Raw genomic sequence first — 24,588 nt, 5'->3', positions numbered from 1 at the left:
GAAAGGGGGCGAAATTGGGACCGCTACTCGGCTGAAGTGGGTCAGGCAGCTTCACGCGTCCTGAACCACTGCACCAGGAAGTCGACGAAGACGCGTACTTTCGCCGGGAGATAGCGGCGGTGCGGGTAGACGGCGAAAATGCCGCCGCCCGACAGGATGCGGTCATCCATCACCGCCACCAGCTGACCGCTTGCTAGGTCGGGCGCGGCGATGAAATCCGGCAGGACGGTGAACCCCAACCCAGACACGGCCGCGGCTCTCGCCGTCATCGGGCTGTTGACCTCGATCGGACCCGACACCGAAACGCTCACCGGATCGCCATTGTCGCCCTTGAACGGCCAGTTGTTCAATCCGCGGCCATTGGTGTCGACGATGCAGGGCATGCGGCTGAGATCCTGCGGCCGTGTCGGCGTGCCATGCTTGGCGATCAGTTCGGGAGAGGCGCAGAGCTTTATCGAAAACGGCGCCAGCCGCCTGGCGATCAGCGACGAGTTCTCCAGCCGCGAGATGCGCACCGCAAGGTCGAAGCCCTCCTCGACCAGATCGACGAAGCGGTCGTCGAGCTGGATGTCGAGCACGATGTCAGGATGCTGCTTGGCAAAATCGATCAGCGACTGGCCGATCGGCGCGTCGGCGAAGGTGCGCGGCGCCGACAGCTTGATCCGGCCGCGCACGTCGCCGGAGGATTCACGCACGGCGTCGGCCAAGCTGTCGACCTCGCGCACGATCTCCGAGGCGCGCCGGTAATAGGTGTGGCCGGCCTCGGTCATCGAGAACTGGCGCGTGGTGCGGTTGAGCAGCAGCGCGCCGAGTTCGTCCTCCAGCTCGCGCACATATTTCGACAAAAGAGCCTTGGAGCGGCCGATCTTGCGCGCCGCCGCCGAAAAGCCTTCGGCCTCGACCACATCGATGAAGGCACGCATGCGGGTCAGTGTGTCCATGGTCAGGCCTTTCGTGCCGCGTCGAGAAGTTTCCGGCCGAGCCGTATCAGGGCAATGTCGCTGCCGGAAGGCCCAAGCAGCGACAGGCCGAACGGGGCGCCGGCGACCGCGCCGATGGGCAAGGTGATTTGCGGAAAGCCGGACAGGCCGGCCAGGCACAGAAGTTGGAGCGCCCGTTCGCGATAGGCCTGGAATTGCTTCGGCGTGCTGTCCACGTAGGGTGCTGGGCCCGGAACCGTCGGCAGGACAAGGAAGCCGTCCTTGCCGAGCATGGCGCTCAGTTCGTCGCGAAAGGTCAGCCGGCGCACCTTCTCGGCCTGGGCCGTCTTGTCGTCGACGGCACGGCCAAAGCCGAAGCGCTCTTCAACACCGGGGCCAAGGTCGCGCTCACCGCTTGTGATCCATTCGCCATGCACCGCCCAGGCCTCCTTGGCCTGCAGCCGGCGAAAGCACCAGTAGAGTTCATCCGCAGATGAGGTGAAGCGGATTGCTGGCGTCGCCAGCGGGCCGAAGACCGCGCTCGCCAACGCCTTCATTCCGGCATATTCGGCAATCGCCGGGCGGGCGACCAGCGCGTCCAGCCAATCCAGTGCCAGCGGCCGGTCGAGTGTGTGCTGGTGCGGGTCGCGGCCAAGCAGCAGCTTGCCGACGGTCTCATAGGTCTCGATGTCGTCGGCGAACCAGCCGAACGTGTCGAAGCTCGGCGCCAGCTTCATCGTGCCATCGAGCGAAATGCGGCCATGCGTGGTGCGCAGCCCGATCAATCCGCAAAAGCTCGCCGGCGCGCGGATCGAGCCGCCGGTGTCGGAGCCGGTGGCGATGTCGGCCAGCCTGCCCGCCACCGCCGCCGCCGACCCCGATGACGAGCCGCCGGTGACGCGGTCGGGCGCTGCCGGGTTCACCGGAAACGAGAAATGCGCATTCTGGCCGAACAGCGCGAAGGCAAGCTCGTCGGTCTGCGTCTTGCCGACGAAGCGCGCGCCGGCATCGAGAATCATCTGCACGGCAGGTGCGGTGCGCGAGACGATGTGGCTTGCGGCGAATTTCTGCAAATTGCCACAACCGGTGCGGTAGCCGGCGACGTCGTAGATGTCCTTGACGGCCAGCCGCAGGCCGGCCAGCGGGCCGAGCTCGGCATGTGCCACCGGCATCTGACGAAGATCGAGAAAGGCGTTGAGAGGGCCGTGCGTGCCTGTCATCGTTCGATATCCGGATACGGTTGCCGCAACATCGTTCGATGCCAGAAATTTTACAACCTGGGATACGATTTTTATTGATTGTGACGGCAACCAGCCATATATCGCCCTTGCCCAAAGTCGCACGTGCCTGTGGGTGTCCGCCGATCCTCGAATGGTGAGGGAAATCGGTAAGGTAACTGGAGCCAACCCCTCCAGTCGGTCTAGCGGCCAACCGCCAGCCCGAGGACACCTTGAAGCAACGACGGTGCGGGCCTTTCTGGTGTTCTGCCGGTTGTCCAAAAACCGGGGTTACTGAAGAGGCACACCTTCATTGCCGGCAGTGCGGACGGGTCTCCCATCCAAGCCAAGGCAGACAAAGCGAACCGAGGCCGGGCAAGGCCAAGGTTCACCGCCGCGAGACGGCGCTTCATGGTTCCGGGGTCTCCACCGGCTGGTTCCATGGATTTCCGTCTCGCCTTTGTCCACCGCGTGTTCGCGAGGCTGACAGCCCGCGTTCCGCAGCCTTATTGCGCGCCGAAAGGCGCTGATGGAGAGACCCGATGGCTACCCAGCGCATCCTTGACTTCCTCGCCACCCGACGTCCGTCCGGCCCCTGCCTCGTCGTCGACCTCGATGTCGTGCGCGACAATTTCCGCGCCTTCGAGAAGGCACTCCCCGATTCCAAGATCTACTATGCGGTGAAAGCAAACCCGGCGCCGGAAATCTTGCGCCTGCTTGCTGCGATGGGCTCGTCCTTCGACACCGCTTCCGTTGCCGAAGTCGAGATGGCGATGGACGCCGGTGCGCTGGCGGACCGCATCTCCTTCGGCAACACCATCAAGAAGGAACGTGACATCGCACGCGCCTACCAGCTCGGCATCCGCCTGTTCGCCGTCGATTGCGTCGAAGAGGTCGAGAAGATTGCCCGTGCCGCTCCCGGCGCGCGCGTGTTCTGCCGCGTGCTGACCGATGGCGAGGGCGCCGAGTGGCCGCTGTCGCGCAAGTTCGGCTGCGTGCCGGCGATGGCCGTCGACGTGCTGCGCCATGCCAAGGGGCTCGGCCTCGATGCCTATGGCGTGTCGTTCCATGTCGGCTCGCAGCAGACCGACCTGACCGCCTGGGACCGTGCACTGGCCGACGCCAAGGTGGTGTTTGCGACGCTCGCCGAGGAAGGCATCGTCTTGAAGATGGTCAATATGGGCGGCGGTTTCCCGACGCGCTATCTGCGTGACGTGCCGGCAGCCCAGGCCTATGGCCAGGCGATCTTCTCGGCGCTGCGCAAGCATTTCGGCAATGCGCTTCCCGAGACCATCATCGAGCCGGGCCGTGGCATGGTCGGCAATGCCGGCGTCATCAAGTCGGAAGTCGTGCTGATCTCGAAGAAAGCAGCCAACGACAATGTGCGATGGGTGTTCCTCGACATCGGCAAGTTCGGCGGTCTGGCCGAGACGATGGACGAGGCGATCCGCTACCCGATCGTCACCGCGCATGACGGCACGGAGACCGCGCCCTGCGTGCTCGCCGGCCCGACCTGCGATTCGGCCGACGTGATGTACGAGAAGACGCCCTATCCGCTGCCTTTGTCGCTGACGATCGGCGACGAGGTGCTGATCGAAGGCACCGGCGCCTACACGACCACCTACTCGGCGGTCGCCTTCAACGGCTTCGAGCCTCTCCGATCCTACGTGATCTGACGGTTCGAAAGAACGGTCAGATCATCCGGCGCGGGCGAACAGATCGCCCGCCCGGGCTCGCCTGTGGAACAGTCTCCGCTCGTGAAGGATTGCGGAAATGGACATTGCAAATTTTATCGTTGACGGCGCTGCGCGCGGAATCTCCCCCCTTGAGGGAGAGAGCGCCATTGCCATTGTTGCCGAAACCGCGACTGACATCGCCGCGCGTGAAGCCCTGTTGGACGAGGCCATGGGGCCGAAGCGGCGGAAAAAGTCGTCGGAGAAGCTGCGGCGCGGCCGTCGGCCTTCGGAAGGCCTGGCCTTCGTTGCACGCGTTGCATCGGGCGGTGTGGCTGGCACGGTGCGGCTGTGGGATGTCACGCTGGGCGAGAGCGGCAAGGCCGCGCTGCTGCTTGGCCCGCTCGCCGTCGATCCGTCCCTCAAGAGCGCCGGCATCGGCTCGGCGCTGATGCGCCATGCTATCGCCGAGGCGGCGCGTCTTGGCCACGCGGCGATCCTGCTGGTCGGAGATGCACCCTATTATGGACGCTTCGGCTTCTCGGCTGCCGGGACCGGTTCGCTCGCCATGCCGGGGCCCTATGAGCGGCACCGCTTGCTGGCGTTGGAACTGGTGGAAGGCGCGCTTGACGGCGTGCACGGCACGCTGAAGGCTGCCGGCCGCAAGCTGAAGGCGCTGGAACTGAATTCGGCGGCCTGATGCTTCAAGCCGCCTCAAACGCCGCCCATCTGGCGGCGTTTTCTTGTCTGGATGCCTTCAGCCGATCAACTGGCTGAGCGCCATGGCGACGGTCATGTCGCCTTCGACCTTTATCTTGCCGGTCATGAACGCCATGGTTGGGTTCAGGTCGCCAGCGATCAGCGAATCCAGATCGTCAAGCGAGAGCTTGATGGTGCAGTCGGCGGGTGCATCTGATGTCGAAACGGTCGCGCCGTCGATGACGATGACGCCGTCGCTGCCGGTGTCGAATTTTACGGAACGATCGAACCCGCTGCTTGCCACGCGCGACTTGATCTTCTCGGCAATCTCCTGAACGCTCACGCTGTTCTCCTTGTCTGGTTGCATCTGTCTCGCAACGGCGCTTCGATCCAGCCGAAGCCCATGCCGCGGTTTCGCGATCACGGTCGTTGCCGCATATAGCTTTGGGTTGACGTTTACGTCAACGCGGATTCCGGTGGCTGGTTCCTGCCCTCGCGGCGGCTGAGGCCCGATGCGATCGGGGCCTGTGAGCTGGGCAACTCAGTGTTCCTTGAACGGCTTGGTCATTTCGCTCGCCGTCTCGCTTTTCTTGCGGCGCAGCCAGTTGTCGCGGATTTCGTCCTTCGAGAGGAAATTGACCTGATCGATCAAAACCTCATGCACCAAGGGTGCGCCGACACGCGCGTTGACGGTATCGCGGATCGCTGCACGGAAGGCATCGAGATCGATCGTCGCCTTGTTGGTGAAGTCGATCTGCGGATTGGAATAAAGGTAGGAGTAGACTTGGTCGGTGATCAGCGCTTCCGCCGGAATGGACAGCTTCTTTATCTGCTCGGGTTCGACCGTGTAGACGAGCTTGGTCAGGAAATAGCCCCCGATCTGGGAATCGCGGATCAGCGGCACCGAAATGATGTCGGTCTTGACGTAGTCGAGGCCGCCCAGCATCGGCTTCGGCTTTTCGCCGACACCGCGCTCACCGGCCGCCTGGAAGGAATAGAACACGGCTCCCAGCGTGGCGGCGCAGATCCAGACGGCTATGGCGATGACCTTGATCATCAGGCCTTGCCATCCCCTTGGTCATTCCCTTGCAATGGCAACGCGGCACTCCCCTCTAGCCTGGGCAGGATCGCCGATGTGTCCCTTGCGTTCGGCATCATGCCTTTATCCAGCCGAACTCGCCGGCGGAATAAGTGCCGTCGGTTTCCGCGCGCTGGATGGCGTGCCGCAGCAGGCTGGCAACTTCGTTGACCGCGCTGAGGTGCGCCAGGATCGCTGCCTCGTTCTTCGCCAGCTTCTGGCGCAGCCGGGTCAGGCCCTCGCGGTGCTGTTCGAGGAATTCGGCTTCGCTGCCGCCCTTCATGGCGCGGGTCAGCTCGTAGAGGTAGCGGCTCTTGCGGGCGTTCGACGCCTTGAGATCGTAGTTGGTGGCGTTGCGGATGCCGGCCGTCTCTTCCTCGACCACTTCCTCGATGCGGCCGATGATGGCGGCGAGGTTGCCAGGCCGCGCGAACGGGATCGGCGCTTCCGACGTGGTCGTGCGGGCTGGCAGGTTGGGGGTGAATTCCGAAAAGTCGGCCATGAAAATCCCGGTCTGGTTAGATTGAAACTCGGATACGCACTATCTCGGTGGTTGAGCATGATCTTTCCCAAAACCGGTTCCCGGTTCCGGCGCATGCCCTAGATCTTGATGTCTGTCTTGATGGTCGCCTCGTCACCGGTGATCGACCGCGCCGCCCTGCGCTGCAATTCATGCACCAGCGAGGTCGACAGGCTGTTCTGTTGATCGATCTCGGTCTTTTCCGGCCCGCCCGAAACCGGACCGACCGGCACGACGCGCTTGCCTTCGAGGTAGTGGTCGGCGAGCATCGACTTGGCGATGCCGATGCCGCCGCGTTCTGCCATGACGTCGGCCACCCGCTCGGCAAGCTGCGATTTCCACATATCGCCAGCCAGGCCCTTGCCATAGACGCCTTCGGTGTCCTTGGGCAGCATGTTCTGGATGAAGGTCTGCAGCACCATCGCCTCGAATTTCTTGAATTTCTTGGCGGGGTCGGTTGACGCGGCGGCCTTGTCGGCGGTGGCGCGCGACAGGATCGAGCCGGCATCGACCGAAGCGGCGGTGTCTACCGAGAACGTGCCCAAAGCACCGCCGGCCCGCTTTGTCAGCGCGGCACGGGCGGCCTCGATATCCGTCGGGTCGACGGCTCGGGCCACATCCATAACGATGTCGCTGGGTGGTGAAATCGCCAAGAAAGTCCGCCTTTTGTCGGTTTTCCTTAGCCAGACAATGCCTCAACAAGCTTGTGGCAGGCTTGCCAAGCGGCAGGCCTGATCTGGTTTCTCCGGATTCCGGTCGCGTAGCCAGGTTCGACTAGGAAGCAGGAAGGCCAGCCCTCGACAGCATTTCAAGGAATCTCGCGTGATGATGGTCCTTCACATAGCGAGGCACAAAGCCGGGGCAGACATTACCCAGGTTGAGATGTGGAAGTTGTGACAGGCAATGATGGATGGCCCGCGAGGCCTCTTCGTTGTTCCCGGTTGCCGCCGCGGCCGCGGCCCAGTAAAGGGCGCCGCGAACGAATCCCGGCTTTGTCCTGACCACCCTTCGGGCGACTTCGAGCGCCCGCCGATCGTCTCCGCCGGCGAACAATGCAACAACCAGGCCATGGTGACGCCAGAAGTCGATGACGTCATGCGTTCCGAGCCGGATTGCCTCGTTGGCCTCACGCACCGCCTCACCGACCTGTCCACGCAACGCAAAGAGCATCGAAATGTCGCCGTGGCCGGTCGGATAGCTTGGGTTGAGGCTGATCGCATGTTGGCATTCGGCGATCGCCTCGTCGATACGGCCGGAACTTTCGAGAGCGAATGACAGGATGCAGCGGGCAATTTCGTCGTCAGGCACCGCCCGTACCGCTGCTTCCGCAAGCTCGACCGCACGCTCGATCTGACCCGGCTCCCGGGGCAGCGAGCCAAACGCCACGCCCATGGAAATTATGATCGAGAGCGTCCGCTTCGCACGAGCGTTGTCGGGACCTATCGAGACAGCCTTCTCGGCAAGCTCCAACCCGACCAACAGCGAGTCCCGGGTCATCTCAAAATACTTCATGAGAGCTTCGTTCACCAACCTGCGCACTTCAGGGGGACCAGGCGGGCTCTTGTCGCGGACTTTCCAGTTGGTCAGTTGAAGGTCGAGGATCACTGCCAGGACAACAGCCTGTGCGATCTTGTCCTGGAATTCCAGCGCGTTCTCGGAGTGGCCGTCGAACTTCTGGGCCCAGACGTTGTGGCCGCCGGCGGCATCGACAAGCTGGATGTTCACCCTCAGCCCGTTGCCGGATCTCTGGACGCTGCCGCTGAGCACGTATCGCGCCCGGAGCATCCCCGGGATTTTGGCTTCTTCGGCAGGGTCGTTTTTCTCAACGAGCGGAAGCGCGGAGAGCACGACATAGTCGGCTACCTCGGAGAGGGCCGTGGTGATGTCCTGGACGAGCCCCTTGGCGAAAAAGTCGTCGCCTTGCTTTCCGGTCAGATTGATGAAGTCGGCAACGCTGATCGATGGACGCCCGAGGCGCTGGCTGGCTGGAGCAGTATTTGCCGACTGTACATTTGACGCCGTGTCGGCGGCAGACAGCACGGATTGCCAAAGCGCTCGCGTCTGCGGGCCTACGTCGACGCCGAACTCCTTCTTCAGCATGCTTCTGCAAGCCTCGTATGTCCTGAGCGCCCTGTCGCGTTGGCCACATGCGAGGAGCAATTCCATCTTGAGTCGATAGGATTCTTCCCGCGTCGGTTCCATGGCCAGAACACGATCGGCCAGGATGACCCCGGCTTCCGCGTCGACGAGGTGTGCCAATTTTTCGAAGGCCTCAAGTGCGCGGCTCAGCAGCCTGTCGCGTTCGGATGCGACCCAGTCATCGAACCCATTGCTTCCCAGATAAAGCCCGTCGAGGAACGGCCCCGTGTAGTTCGCCAGAGCCTTTTCGAGTTCCTGCACGGAACGGGCCGAGAGCCCTGCTTCGAATTCTTCAACGTCAACCCGGACCGCGTCTGGCGCGAGGCCGATCAATTCCCCGCGGGACTGGATAAGATCCACACCTGCGCGTGACAGATCACGGCGCAGGACGCTGAGGGTTTGCCGCAGGCTGTTGCGCGAGTGTTCGCTATCGCTGTCACCCCAAAACAGATCAGCCAGTCTCTCCCGTGTCGCTGCCATGCCATGACACCGGGCCAGATAAGCAACGATCGCAGGGCCCCGTTTCCCTGTTAGCCGGAGCGGATCCGCTGTTCCATTTTCGATCCGGAAACCACCGAAGAGTGAGATTCTATTTGTGGCGCCGCTGTCCTCATTTTGCATTTTCTCCCCCAGCCTGACGAAATTCTAACTCAAAACTAACGCTTCGCAACCGCAAGCCCCCCGCGCTCAAGCGCTGCCGTAACGGTGGGCCATTTAGGCTTTGCTAATTGGGCGGGCGAGTCAACGAAGGGCTTGGCTCGCGGGGGGTGGCGAGTGTCCAGGACTAGAGCCAATTTGCTGCTGCTGTTTGCAGCCGCTTTGTGGGGCTTCGGAAATGTCGCGCGAAAGATGGTGCTTGCGCATCTCGACGCGCCGAGTGCGGCAGGCTTTCGGGGCGCTGGGCGCGGCGATCTTCCTTGGCGAACGGACCTCACCCGCGGGCGCACTGGGTGCCGCGATCATTCTCGGTGCGATCCTGTCCGTCGCGATGTCGAACCGAACGCCGCGGGTACGCACGCCCTCGCTGGCCGGTCCGATTCCCTTCGACGCGGCGCTTGCCCATGCGGCTGTGCCTGCAGCCTGGGCGAGGGATAATCCCGTCCTCAATTCAGGTCCATTGGAGAAACGTGGTGACACTTGCCGGTGATGCGAATCTTGTTCCCAACCCGACCGCCACTCGGCATCGCGCCGATGGCTTCGATCGTGTCGATGGCGACCGGACGTGTCGCGAGGTCGCTGCGATGAAGGCGCGGGTAATTCCGCTCGCACGTTTGGTATCGGCGTTTCGCGTCCGCATGAACGGACCCGGCGGCTACTACAACAGCGGCAACGCGCTCGGCCTCATCGTAGGTCTTGCAATCCAGATTGCCACCGTGCCGGTCGACTTGCATGAGGGAAGCAGCGTCATCAAGGCGATGATCGACTATTTCGCCGGCAGCCATGGCACCGTTGCGCTGACCCTGGCTACCCTGATCTTCTTCTGGGGCGGCGAGGTCTATCACCGGGCATGGGCAAGGCCCGACGCTCCCGATCCCGCCCTCAACCGTGCTGGCGATCTCCTGTCGGGCATAGGCGCGATCGCGCTCGGCATTGCCCTGTTGCTGCTTGGCGACCCGCTGCTTGCGGCCACGTCCGGCCTGCTGCATGCGCTGGGCAAGTTCGGCAGCACCTTCCACAAGCCGGGCATGCCGGTTCCACTATGGCCGGCTGCCTGGCCCGATCCCTTCCGTAGTGCGGTGCTCGCCAGCCGTTTGCCCGCAATTTTGGCGACAAGCGTCGCACTCGGCTGGGCTTTGCCGGAGGTCTGGTCGGGCGGCACCTTCGCGGCACTCGCCATGCCTCTGACCTTGCTCGGCTGTTATCTTTTATGGACCAGGGCCGATCTGCTGCTGTTCGGCGTTGGGACCAAGGCTCCTCGCCAAATTTCCACATGTTGAAAATGGCCGCTTTGAAAACGACCGGTTGTCGAGATGGAGAATAACATGTTCGGAAATGTGCATCAGGACGTAGGTGCCTTGTCAGCATTGGTCCCTTTTCAAGAGCAGGCGCAGGCGGTACGCGGGGGCATTCTGAAGTCGTTGAAGCGATCTGCCAGAGGGCCGGCAAAGCAGTTCGGTTCATATTTAAGATTGGTGGGAACGCTTGCCGCTTCGGTGTTTTGGGGACCGCAGGCACACGCGGCCAACGTCGATGTTGCCATCGTATTCGCGGTTGATTTCTCGTCCTCGATTGATCCGGAGATTGCCGACCTGCAGCGCGAGGGACATGCCGCGGCGCTCACTTCGCCCGAGATTATCGCGGCCATCACCCGGAATTATGTTGGCTGCATCAGCGTGGCCTACTTTGAATGGTCGAGCCCTGGCCACACACGCATCGTGCTGCCGTGGACAAGCATCTGTGGGCTGGAAGATGCCAAAGCGGCTGCCTCGGTGATCAGCAAGAGAGGCGATACCGGCAATATTCGTAGAGGGCGAAGCGGGACATCCGTTTCTTCGGCCATCGACGTTGGAAGTCTTCTGCTCGACCAGTTTCCCGGAAAGGCGGCCAAGAAAGTAATCGACATCTCTTCCAATGGTGAGAACAACGACGGACTTCCCGTTCAGCCGAGCAGGCTGAACGCTATTGCCAAGGGATACACGATCAACGCGATCGCTATTCCAACGGAAGACGAGAATCCCGACCAACCATTGGCATCCTATTTTGCCAAATCGGTCATTGGCGGATCCCAAGCCTTTGTCATAACGCCGAAGGGACCAAACGACTACGCTGTTGCTCTTCGCCGCAAGCTGGTCACTGAAGTAAGCATGAACGTCGACCGGCAATTCCAGCAACAGGCGGATGGGCGCTCTTCGCAACCGTAATTCCGGACATTGAGAGGATTAGCCTGATAGATTTGGGCCAACTCTCTGCACCCCGGCACTACTCTCCGTTTCGCTTCTGCGCGATGATGTCCAGCCGCTCGCGGTCGGAGCGTTCGCGCTCGTCGCGGTCGCGCACATCCTTGTAGGCGCGCTCGACCATGTTGGTGCGGGCGGTCGCGGCGGCGATGAGGCTGGCTTCTTGCTTCGCATTTGCCAAGTTCGCCTCCTGGCGGACGACGGCCTGGGCGATGCGGCGGTGGTAGAGATCGGGAAACAGGCCGGAGAGAGAATTGTTTTGGTCGAAATGCCCCACCAGATCGCGGGCTTCGGTCTCGGCGGCACTGGCTGCGGCAAGGAAGGTGGCGTGGCGAGTTTCGTGCAGCGCCTTCAGCTGTTCCTGCACCTTGACCAGTTTTCGGAGGCGGTCCTTGCGTGGGCTCATTTCTATCTCGCCAATGTCAGGTCGACAAAGCCATCGACGAACAACGACAGCATGGTGCCGACGGCAAAATAGAAGATGATCATGCCGCCGGCGATGATGAAGGGCTGGGAGATGAAATAGATCGGAATCTGCGGGGTCAGCTTGTTGACGAAGCCGATCGTCAGGTTGACGAGAATGGCATAGGCGACAAACGGGCTGCCGAGGCGGATGACCAGGAAGAAGGTGTCCGACACCGTGTCGGTGACATCGACGAGTGCGGCCTGCGGGTTGAAGAAGATGTTGACCGGCGCGACCGTGTAGGAAGACACAAGCGCGCGTATGATCTCGTGGTCGAAATCGAAGACGAACAGCATCAGCAGGGCCGAAAACGAGATGATGGCGGCAAGGGCCGCCTGGGGTTCGGGCTCCTCGATCGCCGGTCCGCCGGTGCCGCCATAGCCGACCAGCATGGCGATGGCCGAGCCCATGAAGCGCAGGGCTTCCATGTAGAGCCTGGTCATGGCGCCGATCAGGCCGCCGACCAGAAGTTCCGAGATGATCATCGGCACCAGGATTTGCGGACGCGGATCGACGAAGGGAAAGATCTTGTCCCACAGGAAGGCAAGCAGGCCGCCGGTGGCGGCGACCGCGACGAACAGCCTGACCTGGACGGGAACGCGGGCACTGGACAGGCCCGGCATCAGCATGAAGCAGGCACCGATGCGGCAGAAGGCGAGGAACGCCGCGATGACGACGCCTTGCGAAAGCACGCTCACGATATGGTTCCGAGCACCCTGATCTCGACGCCCTTGGCGATTTCGACATGGCTGAGTACCGGCAGCGTGGTGAACAGCCGCTCGATGATCATGCGCACATAGGGGCGGGCGTCGGGCGCGGTGACGAGGACGAAACGCTCGCCGGCTTCCAGATATTTCTTGATCGCCTTGGTCGCGTCCTGGCCAAACTCCTCGAGCTGGCGCGGGTCGATGTCGAACTCGCGCACCTCGCCCTTGGCGTCGCGCTTGAGGCTCTGGTGGAAGGCGAGGTCCCAGCGGTTGCCGAGGCGCAGCACCTTCAGCACGCCGCCCTCGGAGAGGTCGCCGCAGATCTGCTGGGCCATGCGGATGCGGACATGTTCGACGATCTGCTCGGTGCGGCGCACATGCGGCGCGATCTCGGCGATCGCCTCGATGATCAGGTGCAGATTGCGGATCGAGACGCGCTCGGCGAGCAGCAGCTTCAGCACCGCTTGCAGGCCGGGGTAGGAGATGTGCGTGGTGCAGATCTCGTCGGCGAGCTTGCGATACTCCTGGTCCTGCCGCTCGAGCAGCGCCTTCATGTCCTTGTAGGACAGAAGCTGCGGCAGGTTGTTGCGGATGACCTCGGAGAGATGGGTCAGCAGCACCGACATGTTGTCGGCGAAGGTGTAGTTCTCGCGCTTCAGATCCTCGGCGAAGGCCTCGACCACCGAATAGGCGCGCATGCCGAAGGCCGGCTCGCGGATTTCCTCGCCCGGTATTTCGGGTATGTCGCGGTTGCCCAGCAGCACCATGATCTCGCCGACGCGCATCTGATATTCGGCCACCACGGTGCCGTGCACCTTGATCTGGTAGCTCTTCGGCGGGATGGCGAAATCGTCGGCGACACGCACTTCCGGTACGACGAAGCCATACTGGGTGGCGAATTTCTTGCGCATCTTGCCCATGCGAAAAACCAGTTCCTGATGCGACGTCAGCAGCCTTGTCGACAGCTGCTTGCCGATCAAGAGTTCGATCTCGGCGGTGGCGAGCGAGGCCTTGACCGAGTTCTTCTCCTCCTCGACCTTGGTCGCTTTTTCCTGATCCTTGATTGCCTCGGCTTCGGCGACGGCGCGATTGTGGCGCATCGGGATGACGTAGCCGAGGCCAGCCATGCCGGCGGCGAGCGCGAAGAACGGGAACAGCGGCAGGCCGGGCATCAGGCCAAGCAGCACCAGCAGCGATGCCGCGACGTACAGGGCACGCGGATGGGCGCCGAGCTGGCCGAACACCGCCTGGTTGGTCGAGCCGCGAGTGCCGCCCTTGGAGACGAGCAGGCCGGCGGCGAGCGAAACGATCAGCGCCGGGATCTGGGTGACGAGGCCGTCGCCGACCGACAGCTTGATGAACACGTCGGCGGCTTCGCCCATGCCCATGCCGTGCCTGATGTAGCCGATGGCGATGCCGCCGACGATGTTGATGGCGGTGATGATGAGGCCGGCGATGGCATCGCCGCGGACGAATTTAGAGGCGCCATCCATCGAACCGAAGAAGGAGCTTTCTTCTTCCAGTTCACGGCGGCGCAGCTGTGCGGTCTTGTCGTCGATCATGCCGGCGGAGAGGTCGGCGTCGATCGACATCTGCTTGCCGGGGATGGCGTCGAGGGTGAAGCGGGCGCCGACTTCGGCGATACGCGTGGCGCCCTTGGTGATGACGATGAAGTTCACCACGATCAGGATCATGAAGACGATGAGGCCAATGACGAAGTCGCTGGCCATCACCAGCTTGGAGAAGCCGGCGATGACGTAGCCGGCGGCGTGCGTGCCCTCATTGCCGTGCGACAGGATCATGCGCGTGGTAGCGATGTTGAGCGACAGCCGCAGCATGGTGGCGATCAGCAGCACGGTCGGGAATGACGAGAAATCGAGCGGCCGCTGGATCCACAGCGCCACCATCAGGATCAGCACCGAAAGCGCGATCGAGAAGGCGAGGCCGATGTCGATGAGAAAGGCCGGGATCGGCAGGAACAGCACGGCCAGGATGATGACGATGCCGATGGCAAAGAAGACGTCGCGGCCATTCTTGGCCACCGCGCCGGGCTGAATGCTTTCGCTGATCGCCATGTCGTCCCCAAATTCGAAGCCTGCCGAGCGCGCGACAGCCCTGCGAGAGTAGCCCGCCAAGCTTGCGCGAGGGTGGGAGATTGGCTAGTTCGAACGATCGTGAGCAGGTGGGCGTGCGGGCCGGCTTCGTAAAGAAGGGAAAACCCATGCTTCTGATCATCGGCACCATCCGCTTGCCGCCAGACAAATTGGAGGAAGCCAAGCCCGCGATGGAACGCATGGTTTCCGCCAGCCGCGCCGAGCCCGGCTGTGTCGAATATTCCTATGCGCAGGATGTGTTCGATGCCGGACTCATCCGGGTCACGGAAGTCTGGGGCGACAGGGCAGCGCTCGACGCGCATTTTCGCTCGCCGCACCTTGCCGACTGGCGCGCAAGCTGGCCGGCGCTGGGCATCGGCGAGCGCAACCTCGTGCTCTATGAAGCCGGCGAGCCCATGCCGACCTGATCGATCTGGGGTCTGTTTCGCACCACAATGGCGCCTTGTCTGTCGCCATTGTGGTTGCCATGCCGTGTCGCCGGGCGTATCAGGCGGGCTTTCCACTGCCTTTTGATATCGGCGAGCCGCCACGGTGCTTTCCAGAAACCAACCGCAAGTCTACGCCCGCCGGCTGCGCGCGGTGCTGATCCGATCGGTGCCGCTGCTCGAGGCGCGCGGCATCGCCGTGGTCATCTTGGCCGGCGTCGTAGGCGTCATGGCCGGCATCCTGGTCACGGCGATGAGTCAGATCGTGCAGGATCTGCACGGGCTGTTGTTCGGCGTTCAGCCCGGCGGTCGGCTTTCCGGCATGTTCTCACTCGCCAATCCGATGCAGGCATTGATCCCGGCGATCGGCGGTATCCTGCTCGGGCTGACGGTGATCTGGCTGCGGAAGCGGAAATTCCGCACCCCGATCGACCCGATCGAGGCCAACGCGCTCTATGGCGGGCGCATGTCGCTGACCGACACCTTCATTATTGCTGGCCAGACGATGATCTCCAGCGGTTTTGGCGCCTCGGTCGGGCTGGAAGCCGGCTACACGCAGGTCGGGTCCGGCCTGGCCTCGCGGCTGGCGGGCATCTTCCGGCTGCGCCGCAACGATGTCCGAATCCTGGTCGGCTGTGGTGCGGCCGGCGCCATCGCCGCCGCCTTCGATGCACCGCTGACCGGCGCCTTCTACGGCTTCGAACTGGTCATCGGCATCTACTCGGTCGCCAATGTCGCGCCTGTCATGACCGCCGCGATCTCAGCCTCGCTGACCGCCGAAATGTTCGGCGGCGTGCCGTTCCCGCTTGAGCTTTCGGGCCTGCCGGCGCTCACCGCCAGCCAGTACGTGCCGTTCCTGATGCTTGGCCTGCTCGGCGGTGCCGCCTCGATCGCCATCATGCAGCTGGTGACGCTGATCGAACGCGGTTTTGCCAGGCTGTCGATCGATGCGTCGCTGCGCCCCATCATCGGCGGCGTCATCGTTGGCTTGCTGGGGCTGATCACGCCGCAGGTCCTGTCCAGCGGCCATGGCGCTCTGCATCGCGAATTCTCGATGAATTACGGGCTGGCCGTGGTGGCAAGCGTCTTCGTGCTCAAGCTGGCGGCATCGGCGGTTTCGCTGGGATCGGGCTTTCGCGGCGGACTGTTCTTCGCCTCGCTGTTCCTCGGCGCGCTGCTCGGCAAGGCGTTCGCGGATGTGATGGTTGTCGTCTCGCCGGCAACCGGCATCGACCCTGCGGTTGCCGCTGTCGTCGGCATGACGTCGCTCGCCGTCGGTGTCGTCGGCGGTCCGCTGACGATGACCTTCCTGGCGTTGGAATCGACCCGCGACCTGACGCTGACCGGTGTTGTCCTTGCGGCCTCGATCATGTCGGCCATACTGGTGCGCGAGACCTTCGGCTACTCGTTCTCGACATGGCGCTTCCATCTGCGTGGCGAGACCATCCGCAGCGCCCACGATGTCGGCTGGATGCGCAGCCTCACCGTCGGCTCGATGATGCGCAAGGACATCAAGACCATCGACGCCACGACGACGCTGGCCGCCTTCCGCAGGCAAGTGCCGCTTGGCTCGGCCCAGCGCGTCATCGCCGTCGATGCGGGCGATCACTATGTCGGCGTGCTGATCGTGGCCGAACTGCACAGCGATCCTTCCGATGGCGAGGTGGCGGTGCGCGATCTTGCCAAGTACAAGGACGCGGTGCTGGTGCCGAGCATGAACGTGCAGGCTGCTGCTGAGACGTTCCAGCGCGCGGGCGCCGAAGAACTCGCCGTGGTCGAGGATTTCACCGACCATATCGTTCTGGGGCTCTTGACCGAAGGCCATCTGATGCGGCGCTATGCCGAGGAACTCGACAAGGCGCGCCGGGACCTGTCGGGCGAGGGTTAGCGGGAAGGCTAGCGGGCAACCGCTCGCGTTTTTCCACCCCACCAGCGCATGGCTATGACGGCGACGAGAAGCGCCACATAGGGCCAATAGTGGACGTCGTGCACCGCGCGTTTGCCCTCGGCGATCACGAAGGTCAGCCATATGTCGTAGCCGCCGGGCGCTCGGCATCGCCTATCTACGCTGGGTCATCGACAACCCGACGCATTTCCAGATCATCTCGATGCGCCGGGCGATCGATTTCGACGCCTCCGAGAGGCTTGTTGAACTCAACGAAGAAATCCGCGGCATGATGGTGCGGATCCTGGAAGACGCGCGCGCTGCCCGCCAACTGCGAACAATGGATATGGAAGGCATTCCGCTGCAGGCGCGAGCCCTGGTCTACGGGCTTGCCCGCATGTGGATCGACGGCCAGTGCGCAATGGGGCGGCGCCGAGAAGGCCGAGTTGCTGATGCGGCAAAGCCTCGATAATTTTCTCGCGCTGCTGGCAAAGTAGAGCAGCGATCACAGCCTCAGATTCCGCGCACTTCCACCAAAAACCGCCGCGCAGTTTTTGGCGATATACATTAATGCTCGATCGGCCCCTTGGCCATCACAAGCGTCGTGCCGGCGGTCGTTGGGCGCTCGATCATGCGCCGCACGCGTGGCGGCTCGTCGCCGCTGTGCAGCGCCCGCACGCGCTCGCCGATGACGGCGTCGGCATGGGTGATGCGTCCATTGTGGCGCACATATTCGATCCAGGTCGGCGTGTGGTAGTGCTCGATCCATATGGTGGGATTCTCGAGATCGCGCGCCAGCGTCCAGTTGCGGGCGCCGTCACGGCGGCGGACGCGGCCGCGTTCGGCCATGATGGCGAGGAATTCCGGTTCGTCCTCGTGCCGGATCACATACTCGATCATGATGGCGATGGGACCACTGCGCGGCTTCAGGTCAAGCGCCAAATGCGGTTCCTTGAAGCGGTTGAGCGGGTCGAGGTTGAGCACCTGCTGTTGCGGCAGCGGGAGCAAAAGACCGATGGCGGCGCCGGCCAGCATGGCGATGCTGGCGGCGATCAGCGCGGTTTCGGCGCCATGCGCATCGGCGACGACGCCCCAGATCCAGCTGCCGAGCGCGATGCCGCCGAAGGTCGCGGTCTGATAGACCGACAGCACCCGGCCGACCACCCAGCGCGGTGTCGCCATCTGGACCGTGACGTTGAAATGCGACAGCGCGATCACCCAGCAAGCGCCGCCGACAAGCAGGCCGAGCGACGTCTGCCAGGCATGCTGGCTGACGGCGGCATTGAAGGCGCAGACGGCGAAGCCGGCGAAAGCACAGCGCACCATCGTCTCGCTGGACAGCAGCTGCCGCAGCCTGACGCTGATCAAGGCGCCGCCGACCGCACCGATGCCGAAGGCGCCGAGCATGATGCCGTAGGTCAGCGCATCGCCCTTGACGACGTCACGCGCCACCAGCGGCAGCAACGCCAGCACCGCGCCGGCACTGAAGCCGAAAGCGGCGCCTCTGACCAGCACCTTGCCGATGTTGGGCGACATGGCGACATAGCGCAGGCCGGCGCCCATGGCGGCACCCAGCGACTCGCGCGGCAAGGTCGATACCGGCACGTCCGGCTTCCAGCGCGCCAGCACGACGATCAGGCCGATATAGCTCACCGCGTTCGCCGCGAAGGCGGCGGCCGCACCGGCCGCGGCGACGATGATACCGCCGATCGCGGGGCCCACGCTGCGGGTCAGGTTGAAGCCCATCGAGTTGAGCGCTACGGCGGCCGGCACCTTATTGCGAGGAACGATGTCGCCGACGGAGGCCTGCCATGACGGGCTGTTGAGCGCGGTGCCACTGTCGATCAGGAAGGTGAAGGCAAGCAGCGTCCACGGCGTGATCAAGCCGGAATAGGTGAACAGGGTCAGAAGCACCGAGACGACCAGCATGAAGGTCTGGGCGACCAGCATCACCTTGCGCCGGTCGAAACTATCGGCGATGGCGCCGGCGACGAGCGCAAACAGCATGATCGGCAAGGTGGTCGAAGCCTGAACCAGGGCCACCTGATAGGGCGAGGTGGCGATCGTGGTCATCATCCAGGCGGCGCCGACGCCCTGGATCAGGCCGCCGAAATTGGAGACGAGACTTGCGGCCCACACGGCGCGGAAAATGCCGTGCCGGAAGGGCGCCAGCGACGAGACGCTCTCGCTTTCCGGCTTTTCGTCAATCATCGGAGGTTCCTGCCATGTCGTGCCGATTCGTCAGATGATCCGTTTGCTCAAGATCATTTGCCGAAAGTAGGGCATGGCGTCGCAAAGGGCGAACGTCTTTCGAAAAAGCTCATGGTCCAACAATGGGATAGAGGCGGTCCACGCTCTTTCTCCCGGCACGTCCGGAGGCGCTTAGGGACCGGCGGGCGTCTGTCTTCGCGCAATTGCGGATGGCATGTCGCGGCACACCTTCCTGGAACTGGCTCAGAAGCCGTTCTGGATGCGCTCGAAGATGACGTTGGTGAAGGCCGATATCTGGCTGCCGATGAAGGGGCCGGTCAGCGCCACCACCAGCATGATGGCGACGATCTTCGGCACGAAGGTCAAGGTGATCTCCTGAACCTGCGTCAGCGCTTGGATGAGGGCGATGCCGATGCCGACCACCATGGCGACCAGCACCACCGGCGCGGACGCGGTGAGCACCGTCCATACCGCGAACTGGACGATATCGAGAGCGTCGGCCTCGTTCATGGGACTGGCTCTCTGTCGAAAGCGTCAGCTCGCAGCCTTGACCGAGACTCCCGGGCCTACCGCGACTTCCGTGCCATTCTGCAACACGGCGATGAGACCGCTGCTGGCGAGGCGCACCGAGGCCACCGTGCCCGTCGTCTTGCCGTCGGCGGAGGTTATCGAGCGCCCGATCAGCGCGTCGGCCTGTGACAGTGCCGAGGATTGCATGATCTGGCCGAGCTTGGTGTTGGTTTGCACCGATTGCTCAACCTGCGAGAAGGTGGCGAGCTGGGCGACATACTGCGTCGAATCCATCGGCTTGGTCGGGTCCTGGTTCTTCATCTCGGCGATCAGAAGCTTGAGGAAGGACTGGTAGTCGACCGCTGTCTTCGAAGTCGACGCGGTGGCCTGGTTGGCGCCGGTCGGTATCGTCGTCGTCATATCCACATTCATCAGTATCGTGCTCCCACAGCCAGCGGGCGCTGGGCACCCGGAACATCGTCATTGCCGCCCAACGCGCGGCGTTCGAGCGGATAAAGCGCGCGGATTGCCTTCAGCGCCTCGTAGATATGATCCTCGCCGACCATGCGGTCGATCTGTTTCAGCGCCCCGCAGATCTGGGTGTCCTCGAAGTTAGCCAGCAGCAGCGGTAGCGAACGGCGGAACATGTCGCGCGCGGCGGCCGCGCCGGCCGGGTTCATCAGCATGACCTGCAGGATGAAATACAGCTGCTTGAGCGGTGTCGAGGCGTCGTCGGCCTGGATCACATGGCTTTCGAGCAGGAACTGGACGTCGTTCATCAATTCGACGGTGACCTTGCGGTCGACCCGGATGACGGCGCCGTTGATGTAGATCTTCTCGTTCGGCTTCAGCGATATCTTCAGCGTGTTGGTCATTGAATGCCGTCCCTGATGATCTGGGACACCTCGATCAGCCCTTCGAAATTGTTGGTGCGACCCTGGCGAATGTCTTCCGCCTCGCGCAGCAGCCACAGGCCGATGGAAATGAGGTTGGCGCGCAGCTCCTTGGGCAAGGCGTTGTCGCTGGAGCCGAGATCCTCGACGAAGGCGGTCCAGACGCGGTTGGTGAAATGCAGCGCCTCGATCGCCTCCATCGAACTGTGGCCGGCCGCCGCCGCCGCCGCCAGCATGTCGATCGAGCGGGTCAGGAGCTCCCGCTCGCGGTCCTTCGCGTCGGCAACGGAGGTGCTCTGGATGTCGGCGTAGGAGAATTGGTACATCGTTGGGGCTCTACCGTTCCGTTAAGCGTTGTCAGGTCAGGTAATTCAACAGGCTGAGCTGCTGCAGGCGTGCGGTCAGCGCGAAGGACGTTTCGATGTGCTGGGTCAGGTCCGCGACCCGGGTCGCGGCTTCGGCCGGATCGACGCCTTCCAGATCGAGAATATGCCTTTCGAAAAGGTCGACCTGCGTTTTCATGCGGTCGTTTGCATCGGAAACCCGCTTCTGGACGATACCGGTCTCGGATTGAATCTGGGCAATGCCGCTCAGAGCTTCGCCGACGATTGCCGTCGAGCGGCTGACGACCGTATTCTTCGCGGCCTGGCTGATGTTGCTGGACATCAGGCTGCTGACCATGGCTGCGGCCATTGCGAGCTTCTGGATGCCATCACTGTTGGCGCTGGTCGAGGTTGGGGTGGTCTCGTTGAGAGCGATGCGGCTGACGATCTGCTGGTCGGTGGCGTTCGACCAGTTGCCCTGCCAACCCGCGCCCGTGAACTGCGGCGCGACATCATTGGTGATGAAATCGTCCATCTGGGCAGCCGTGATGTTGGCCGCTGTCGGGTCGTCCTGGGTGAAGCCGAAGTTGGCGACGAAAGCGGCGTCGAATGCCGCCTTGGCGGGGGAGCCGGCAGCTGTGAAGTCGTTGATCGGCTTGACGTCGGTGTTGGTGCCGGCGAACAGGTATTCGCCATTGACGCTGGTGTTGAGGATCGAGGTCAGCTGCTGGATGGTCGCCTTGCCGGAGGATTGGGTGAGACTGTTGGAAGAATCGCTTGATGAAGCGGTGGTCAGGGCGGACAGAAAGGTTTGCGCGGCGCTGGAGAGCTGGCTAAGCGAGGTCTGCGTCGAGGAGAGCCGGGCGCCGACCAGGCCGTTGGAATCGATGATGACGTTGAGCCGGTCAAGATCGCGCTGGAAGGTGACGGCCTGGGTGGTGCGCCCGCCGAGAGCCAGCCCGACATCGGCGACCCTGCCCGTCGAGGATTCTTTCGTGGCTTTGACGAGATCGGCCTGCATGCGCATCTGCTGGGAGCGCATGGCATTCGACAAAGCGGCTGACGAGACTGAAGTCATGGATTATCCCACCGCGTTGAGCAAGGCCGTCAGCATGTCGTCGACGGTTTTCATCATCCGGGCCGATGCCTGATAGGTGTGTTCGAGGTCGAGGAGGAGCGACATTTCCTGGTCGACATTGACGCCGGTCGCGTTGGACAGCGCCTCGGCGCTGCGCGAGGCCAGTGCTTCCTTGGCGTCGGAAGCGGTTGAAGCCTGCTGGCGCAAGCCTTCGAACCAGCCGATCGAATTGGCCGCGTAGTCGGAAACGCTGGAGGTTGCCGAAACCCCGGCTGCGGGGTCGAAGGTCATCGGCTGGTCGAGCCGGTCGCCATAGGCAACCAGAAGGGTGGAATAGGATGCGCCGCCGCCGGTGTTGGCGACATAGGCGGCTCCGTTGGCGCCGCCGTCGCGCAGCAGCGTCGGATTGCCGCCGCTGCTCGGGTCCATCGCCGCATTGACGCTGATGGAAGCGGCAAGGCCGTTGACCAGCGTGCCCGCGGCCGGGATGGCCGGCGCCCCCGACCAGGTGAACAGGCCGGCTGCATTGGGCATCGAAGGTGCGGTCTCGGCAAAGGCGGTGATCAGGCCACGCGCTGTCTCGTCGAGCTGGCTCTGCATGGTCGAGGCGACGCCGTCGCGCAATTGCAGCAGGCCGGCAAGCGTGCCGCTGGCGCTGGTGTTGCCGCCGGCTCCCGCCGAGATCGGCACATTGTCGATATAAACGGCATTGCCTGCCGCGCCTGCGGTGTAGCCGGCGGATGCCGCGAAGGTGACCGTGCGCGGTATCGTCTCGAACAATGTCGTGCCGTCGCCGGTGGTGATGACCATGTCATTGTCGCCACGCGTGAAGGTCGACACCGGCACATAATTCGAAATCTTCTTCAAAAGCGCGTCACGCTGGTCGAGCGCGTCGGAAACGTCGGTGCCGGAACGGGTTCCGGACATGACCGCCGTGTTCGCATCCTGGAATTGGCTGAGCAGCGAGTTCAGGTCGTCGACGGCCGTGGCGATCTGGCCGTCGGTCTGGGTTCGGAAATCCTGGACGGCCTTGGAGCCTTCATTCAGCGAGCGCACGACCTGCTTGGCTGCGTCGATGACGCTGGCGCCGAGGTTCTGATTGGACGGCGAGGTGGCGTAGAGCTGCAGCGCCTTCTGCAGGTCGGCAATCGCGGTCGAGGGTGAGGACGCATTGTCGACGCCATTGACCGCAACACCTAGCTGATCCATGCCGCTGTAGAGCGCGTTCTGGCCGCTCCAGGCCGACAGCGCGCCGAGGTTCTGGCGGAACAGAAGGTCGTTGGTGGCGCGCTGGATATCAACCGAACGCGCGCCCGGCGCCGTGCTGGTGACGACGGCCTGACGGCGCGAATAGTCCGTGTTGGTGGCGTCGGCGACGTTGCGCGAGACGACGCTGGTCTGTCGCGCGGTGTTCATAAGTGCCGACTGGGCGATACTCAATGCGGTAGACAGTGACATGCGGGTCTTTCGCGGGCGGCGCCCGTCTTATCGCTTCAGGTTGACAAGAACGTCCATCAGATCGGAACCGGTCTGGAAGACTTTCGAATTAGCGGTGTAGCTGCGCTGCGCCGCGATCATGTTGGTCAGTTCTTCGGCGATATCGACGTTGGAATTCTCGAGCGCGCCAGAGATGATGGAGCCGAGCTTGCCTTCATTGGCGAAGCCGACACGGACCGCGCCGGATTCGGTGCCCTGTGAATAGACGTTGCCGGGCAGCGCGGTGAGCTGGTCCGGGCTCTGCACGTCGGCCAGCGGGATCTTGTAGAGCGGCTTGGTGGAGCCGTCCTTGTACTGCGCGTAGATGGTGCCGTCCTTGCTGATCTGGACCTTGTCGATGGTGCTCGGCGCGTTGCCGTTGACCTGGGCGTCGGAAACGGTGAAGCCGGTGCCGAGCTGGGTCAGCGCCGACAGATCGAGCGAAAAGGCGGCGCCATTGGGCACCGTCAGACCGACGCTGTCGACGGCGCCGGTCAGCTTGCCGGTGCTGGTGTCGAAGGTCAGGTTGGCTGAGCCCAGCGCGCCGCCGGTGTAGGGGAACGCTGTTCCGGGCGTGGCCTGCGACTGGTCGAAGACCGCCACCTGCCAGGTGCCGACGCCTGTGTTGGTGAAATAGACGTCGAGCAGCTTCTTGTTGCCGAGGTTGTCATAGGCGACCATCGAGGATTTCGACGTGTACTGTGCGCCGACAGCATTGGTGGTGGGCAGATTAGCGGCAGCGACCGGTGTCGCGCCTGCCGGCAGGTTGCCGGCATAGCTACCCTCGGTGCTCGGCGTTGCGGTCATGCCCTGGTCGGAGATGACAACAGGAACCAGTCCCTCGAAGCCGTTGACCGTCGCTGCCGGCACGCCATTGTCGTAGCTATAGGCCATCAGTTGGAAGCCGGCCGAGTTGACCAGCCTGCCCTGCCCATCGGGAACGAAGGCGCCGGCGCGGGTCAGGTAGGGCGTACCGCTCGGATCCTGAACGACAAAGAAGCCATCGCCGCTGACGGCAAGGTCGGAGACCGAGGTCGTGTACTGGAGGACGCCCGGATCGCTGACCGCCTGACGGATCGTCGTGGTGACGCCGCCGGAATTGTAGGCACCGCCCGTCGATGGCATGACCAGCGTCGAAAATTCGGCGGAGGACCGCTTGTAACCGGTGGTGTCGGAATTGGCGATGTTGTCGGCGACCGTCGACAGGCGATTGGCCTGCGCGTTCATGCCGGCAACGCCGGTCCGCATCATTCCGTAGAGGCTCATCGAAACGTCTCCCCAATGTGCATGCCACTGGCTCCAGTGTGGATGCCACTGGCTACGAGGCTACGCGTGTTTTCTTGCGCGAGGCTGGCGCGGC

Annotated in this window: 26 protein-coding genes; 8 read left to right on the top strand and 18 right to left on the bottom strand. The window is 63.2% G+C overall.

Annotated elements, in window-relative coordinates; genetic code table 11:
* Nucleotides 1-41: 41 nt before the first annotated feature.
* Together ASD99_RS06685 and ASD99_RS06680 are read right to left on the bottom strand one after the other, a co-directional pair.
* Nucleotides 42-941: a LysR family transcriptional regulator gene (locus ASD99_RS06685; RefSeq protein WP_056582683.1), complete on the bottom strand. Its 900-nt coding sequence runs from the start codon at nucleotides 939-941 to the stop codon at nucleotides 42-44.
* A 2-nt stretch (nucleotides 942-943) separates the two neighbouring features.
* A complete protein-coding gene (locus ASD99_RS06680) occupies nucleotides 944-2,140 on the bottom strand; it encodes an amidase (protein ID WP_056582681.1) in 1,197 nt (398 codons plus the stop codon).
* A gap of 539 nt (nucleotides 2,141-2,679) precedes the next feature.
* Here ASD99_RS06680 and odc2 point away from each other — a divergent pair.
* Both odc2 and ASD99_RS06670 read left to right on the top strand, forming a co-directional pair.
* On the top strand, nucleotides 2,680-3,813 hold the full coding sequence (odc2, locus tag ASD99_RS06675) for an ornithine/lysine decarboxylase (protein WP_056582679.1): 1,134 nt from the start codon (nucleotides 2,680-2,682) through the stop codon (nucleotides 3,811-3,813).
* 97 nt (nucleotides 3,814-3,910) lie between these two features.
* Nucleotides 3,911-4,510: a GNAT family N-acetyltransferase gene (locus tag ASD99_RS06670; RefSeq protein ID WP_057143075.1), complete on the top strand. Its 600-nt coding sequence runs from the start codon at nucleotides 3,911-3,913 to the stop codon at nucleotides 4,508-4,510.
* Nucleotides 4,511-4,567: 57 nt separating this feature from the next.
* On the opposite strand, the gene ASD99_RS06665 is transcribed toward ASD99_RS06670, so the two are convergent.
* The 5 genes from ASD99_RS06665 to ASD99_RS06645 all read right to left on the bottom strand — a co-directional run bounded on the left by ASD99_RS06665 (nucleotide 4,568) and on the right by ASD99_RS06645 (nucleotide 8,867).
* The gene (locus ASD99_RS06665) at nucleotides 4,568-4,852 is read right to left on the bottom strand and encodes an SCP2 sterol-binding domain-containing protein (protein WP_056582750.1); all 285 of its coding nucleotides are present in this window, start codon (nucleotides 4,850-4,852) and stop codon (nucleotides 4,568-4,570) included.
* 198 nt (nucleotides 4,853-5,050) lie between these two features.
* Nucleotides 5,051-5,566, bottom strand: coding sequence for a hypothetical protein (locus tag ASD99_RS06660; RefSeq protein WP_056582676.1), 516 nt, complete (start codon nucleotides 5,564-5,566; stop codon nucleotides 5,051-5,053).
* A 97-nt stretch (nucleotides 5,567-5,663) separates the two neighbouring features.
* Complete coding sequence (locus tag ASD99_RS06655) at nucleotides 5,664-6,089, bottom strand: hypothetical protein (protein WP_056582673.1); 426 nt, start codon at nucleotides 6,087-6,089, stop codon at nucleotides 5,664-5,666.
* 98 nt (nucleotides 6,090-6,187) lie between these two features.
* A complete protein-coding gene (locus tag ASD99_RS06650; RefSeq protein ID WP_056582671.1) occupies nucleotides 6,188-6,799 on the bottom strand; it encodes a rod-binding protein in 612 nt (203 codons plus the stop codon).
* Nucleotides 6,800-6,881: 82 nt separating this feature from the next.
* The gene (locus ASD99_RS06645; protein WP_057143074.1) at nucleotides 6,882-8,867 is read right to left on the bottom strand and encodes a BTAD domain-containing putative transcriptional regulator; all 1,986 of its coding nucleotides are present in this window, start codon (nucleotides 8,865-8,867) and stop codon (nucleotides 6,882-6,884) included.
* Nucleotides 8,868-9,102: 235 nt separating this feature from the next.
* Between ASD99_RS06645 and ASD99_RS34260 the strand changes: the two genes are divergently transcribed.
* Genes ASD99_RS34260 through ASD99_RS06630 form a run of 3 tightly spaced genes read left to right on the top strand, consistent with a single transcriptional unit; the run spans nucleotide 9,103 to nucleotide 11,107 of the window.
* Entirely contained in the window at nucleotides 9,103-9,393 is a 291-nt protein-coding gene (locus ASD99_RS34260; protein WP_056582666.1) for a hypothetical protein, read from the top strand.
* Nucleotides 9,377-10,183 carry a hypothetical protein gene (locus tag ASD99_RS06635; protein ID WP_244497641.1) on the top strand — a complete coding sequence of 269 codons (807 nt, stop codon included), beginning with the start codon at nucleotides 9,377-9,379 and terminating at the stop codon, nucleotides 10,181-10,183. The genes ASD99_RS34260 and ASD99_RS06635 overlap by 17 nt, the downstream gene beginning before the upstream one ends.
* Nucleotides 10,184-10,228: 45 nt before the next feature.
* Nucleotides 10,229-11,107 (top strand): DUF1194 domain-containing protein, encoded by an 879-nt coding sequence (locus ASD99_RS06630; protein ID WP_056582664.1) that lies wholly within the window; start codon nucleotides 10,229-10,231, stop codon nucleotides 11,105-11,107.
* Nucleotides 11,108-11,165: 58 nt separating this feature from the next.
* On the opposite strand, the gene ASD99_RS06625 is transcribed toward ASD99_RS06630, so the two are convergent.
* The 3 genes from ASD99_RS06625 to flhA are packed head-to-tail and all read right to left on the bottom strand — an operon-like array spanning nucleotide 11,166 to nucleotide 14,388.
* Complete coding sequence (locus ASD99_RS06625) at nucleotides 11,166-11,549, bottom strand: hypothetical protein (RefSeq protein ID WP_056582663.1); 384 nt, start codon at nucleotides 11,547-11,549, stop codon at nucleotides 11,166-11,168.
* A gap of 2 nt (nucleotides 11,550-11,551) precedes the next feature.
* Nucleotides 11,552-12,304, bottom strand: coding sequence for a flagellar biosynthetic protein FliR (gene fliR / locus ASD99_RS06620; RefSeq protein ID WP_013529768.1), 753 nt, complete (start codon nucleotides 12,302-12,304; stop codon nucleotides 11,552-11,554).
* The gene (gene flhA, locus ASD99_RS06615) at nucleotides 12,301-14,388 is read right to left on the bottom strand and encodes a flagellar biosynthesis protein FlhA (protein ID WP_056582661.1); all 2,088 of its coding nucleotides are present in this window, start codon (nucleotides 14,386-14,388) and stop codon (nucleotides 12,301-12,303) included. The genes fliR and flhA overlap by 4 nt, the downstream gene beginning before the upstream one ends.
* Nucleotides 14,389-14,534: 146 nt before the next feature.
* Between flhA and ASD99_RS06610 the strand changes: the two genes are divergently transcribed.
* From ASD99_RS06610 to ASD99_RS06600, 3 genes are all read left to right on the top strand, one after another.
* The gene (locus ASD99_RS06610; protein ID WP_056582659.1) at nucleotides 14,535-14,834 is read left to right on the top strand and encodes a putative quinol monooxygenase; all 300 of its coding nucleotides are present in this window, start codon (nucleotides 14,535-14,537) and stop codon (nucleotides 14,832-14,834) included.
* A gap of 124 nt (nucleotides 14,835-14,958) precedes the next feature.
* Complete coding sequence (locus tag ASD99_RS06605) at nucleotides 14,959-16,740, top strand: chloride channel protein (RefSeq protein ID WP_056582657.1); 1,782 nt, start codon at nucleotides 14,959-14,961, stop codon at nucleotides 16,738-16,740.
* Nucleotides 16,741-16,879: 139 nt separating this feature from the next.
* Nucleotides 16,880-17,209, top strand: a complete 330-nt coding sequence (locus tag ASD99_RS06600; protein WP_082525258.1) for a WHG domain-containing protein — start codon at nucleotides 16,880-16,882, stop codon at nucleotides 17,207-17,209.
* 95 nt (nucleotides 17,210-17,304) lie between these two features.
* Here ASD99_RS06600 and ASD99_RS06595 read toward each other — a convergent pair whose 3' ends face one another.
* From ASD99_RS06595 to ASD99_RS06560, 8 genes are all read right to left on the bottom strand, one after another.
* Nucleotides 17,305-18,948, bottom strand: a complete 1,644-nt coding sequence (locus ASD99_RS06595; protein WP_056582653.1) for an MFS transporter — start codon at nucleotides 18,946-18,948, stop codon at nucleotides 17,305-17,307.
* A gap of 243 nt (nucleotides 18,949-19,191) precedes the next feature.
* A complete protein-coding gene (gene fliQ, locus ASD99_RS06590; protein ID WP_056582650.1) occupies nucleotides 19,192-19,458 on the bottom strand; it encodes a flagellar biosynthesis protein FliQ in 267 nt (88 codons plus the stop codon).
* Nucleotides 19,459-19,482: 24 nt separating this feature from the next.
* Nucleotides 19,483-19,890 (bottom strand): flagellar hook assembly protein FlgD, encoded by a 408-nt coding sequence (gene flgD / locus ASD99_RS06585; protein ID WP_056582649.1) that lies wholly within the window; start codon nucleotides 19,888-19,890, stop codon nucleotides 19,483-19,485.
* Nucleotides 19,890-20,333, bottom strand: coding sequence for a flagellar biosynthesis repressor FlbT (gene flbT / locus ASD99_RS06580; protein WP_056582647.1), 444 nt, complete (start codon nucleotides 20,331-20,333; stop codon nucleotides 19,890-19,892). The genes flgD and flbT overlap by 1 nt, the downstream gene beginning before the upstream one ends.
* Nucleotides 20,330-20,677: a flagellar biosynthesis regulator FlaF gene (flaF, locus tag ASD99_RS06575; protein ID WP_056582645.1), complete on the bottom strand. Its 348-nt coding sequence runs from the start codon at nucleotides 20,675-20,677 to the stop codon at nucleotides 20,330-20,332. The genes flbT and flaF overlap by 4 nt, the downstream gene beginning before the upstream one ends.
* A gap of 31 nt (nucleotides 20,678-20,708) precedes the next feature.
* Nucleotides 20,709-21,752: a flagellar hook-associated family protein gene (locus ASD99_RS06570; protein WP_056582644.1), complete on the bottom strand. Its 1,044-nt coding sequence runs from the start codon at nucleotides 21,750-21,752 to the stop codon at nucleotides 20,709-20,711.
* A gap of 3 nt (nucleotides 21,753-21,755) precedes the next feature.
* Nucleotides 21,756-23,210 carry a flagellar hook-associated protein FlgK gene (gene flgK, locus ASD99_RS06565; RefSeq protein WP_056582642.1) on the bottom strand — a complete coding sequence of 485 codons (1,455 nt, stop codon included), beginning with the start codon at nucleotides 23,208-23,210 and terminating at the stop codon, nucleotides 21,756-21,758.
* Between the two features lie 27 nt (nucleotides 23,211-23,237).
* Nucleotides 23,238-24,494: a flagellar hook protein FlgE gene (locus tag ASD99_RS06560; protein WP_056582640.1), complete on the bottom strand. Its 1,257-nt coding sequence runs from the start codon at nucleotides 24,492-24,494 to the stop codon at nucleotides 23,238-23,240.
* Nucleotides 24,495-24,588 lie beyond the last annotated feature (94 nt).

The sequence above is a fragment of the Mesorhizobium sp. Root695 genome (assembly GCF_001428185.1).
Classification (GTDB): Bacteria; Pseudomonadota; Alphaproteobacteria; order Rhizobiales; family Rhizobiaceae; genus Mesorhizobium.
Note: the sequence above shows the minus strand (reverse complement) of the source record. Positions and strands in the feature narration are given on the sequence as shown.

Excerpts from the sequence above, each read along its gene's own strand:
- ASD99_RS06685 (WP_056582683.1), bottom strand. The coding sequence starts at position 941 with ATGGACACACTGACCCGCATGCGTGCCTTCATCGATGTGGTCGAGGCC.
- ASD99_RS06680 (WP_056582681.1), bottom strand. The coding sequence starts at position 2,140 with ATGACAGGCACGCACGGCCCTCTCAACGCCTTTCTCGATCTTCGTCAG.
- odc2 (WP_056582679.1), top strand. The coding sequence starts at position 2,680 with ATGGCTACCCAGCGCATCCTTGACTTCCTCGCCACCCGACGTCCGTCC.
- ASD99_RS06670 (WP_057143075.1), top strand. The coding sequence starts at position 3,911 with ATGGACATTGCAAATTTTATCGTTGACGGCGCTGCGCGCGGAATCTCC.
- ASD99_RS06660 (WP_056582676.1), bottom strand. The coding sequence starts at position 5,566 with ATGATCAAGGTCATCGCCATAGCCGTCTGGATCTGCGCCGCCACGCTG.
- ASD99_RS06655 (WP_056582673.1), bottom strand. The coding sequence starts at position 6,089 with ATGGCCGACTTTTCGGAATTCACCCCCAACCTGCCAGCCCGCACGACC.
- ASD99_RS06645 (WP_057143074.1), bottom strand. The coding sequence starts at position 8,867 with ATGCAAAATGAGGACAGCGGCGCCACAAATAGAATCTCACTCTTCGGT.
- ASD99_RS06630 (WP_056582664.1), top strand. The coding sequence starts at position 10,229 with ATGTTCGGAAATGTGCATCAGGACGTAGGTGCCTTGTCAGCATTGGTC.
- ASD99_RS06625 (WP_056582663.1), bottom strand. The coding sequence starts at position 11,549 with ATGAGCCCACGCAAGGACCGCCTCCGAAAACTGGTCAAGGTGCAGGAA.
- flhA (WP_056582661.1), bottom strand. The coding sequence starts at position 14,388 with ATGGCGATCAGCGAAAGCATTCAGCCCGGCGCGGTGGCCAAGAATGGC.
- ASD99_RS06610 (WP_056582659.1), top strand. The coding sequence starts at position 14,535 with ATGCTTCTGATCATCGGCACCATCCGCTTGCCGCCAGACAAATTGGAG.
- ASD99_RS06595 (WP_056582653.1), bottom strand. The coding sequence starts at position 18,948 with ATGATTGACGAAAAGCCGGAAAGCGAGAGCGTCTCGTCGCTGGCGCCC.
- fliQ (WP_056582650.1), bottom strand. The coding sequence starts at position 19,458 with ATGAACGAGGCCGACGCTCTCGATATCGTCCAGTTCGCGGTATGGACG.
- flgD (WP_056582649.1), bottom strand. The coding sequence starts at position 19,890 with ATGAATGTGGATATGACGACGACGATACCGACCGGCGCCAACCAGGCC.
- flbT (WP_056582647.1), bottom strand. The coding sequence starts at position 20,333 with ATGACCAACACGCTGAAGATATCGCTGAAGCCGAACGAGAAGATCTAC.
- flaF (WP_056582645.1), bottom strand. The coding sequence starts at position 20,677 with ATGTACCAATTCTCCTACGCCGACATCCAGAGCACCTCCGTTGCCGAC.
- ASD99_RS06570 (WP_056582644.1), bottom strand. The coding sequence starts at position 21,752 with ATGACTTCAGTCTCGTCAGCCGCTTTGTCGAATGCCATGCGCTCCCAG.
- flgK (WP_056582642.1), bottom strand. The coding sequence starts at position 23,210 with ATGTCACTGTCTACCGCATTGAGTATCGCCCAGTCGGCACTTATGAAC.
- ASD99_RS06560 (WP_056582640.1), bottom strand. The coding sequence starts at position 24,494 with ATGAGCCTCTACGGAATGATGCGGACCGGCGTTGCCGGCATGAACGCG.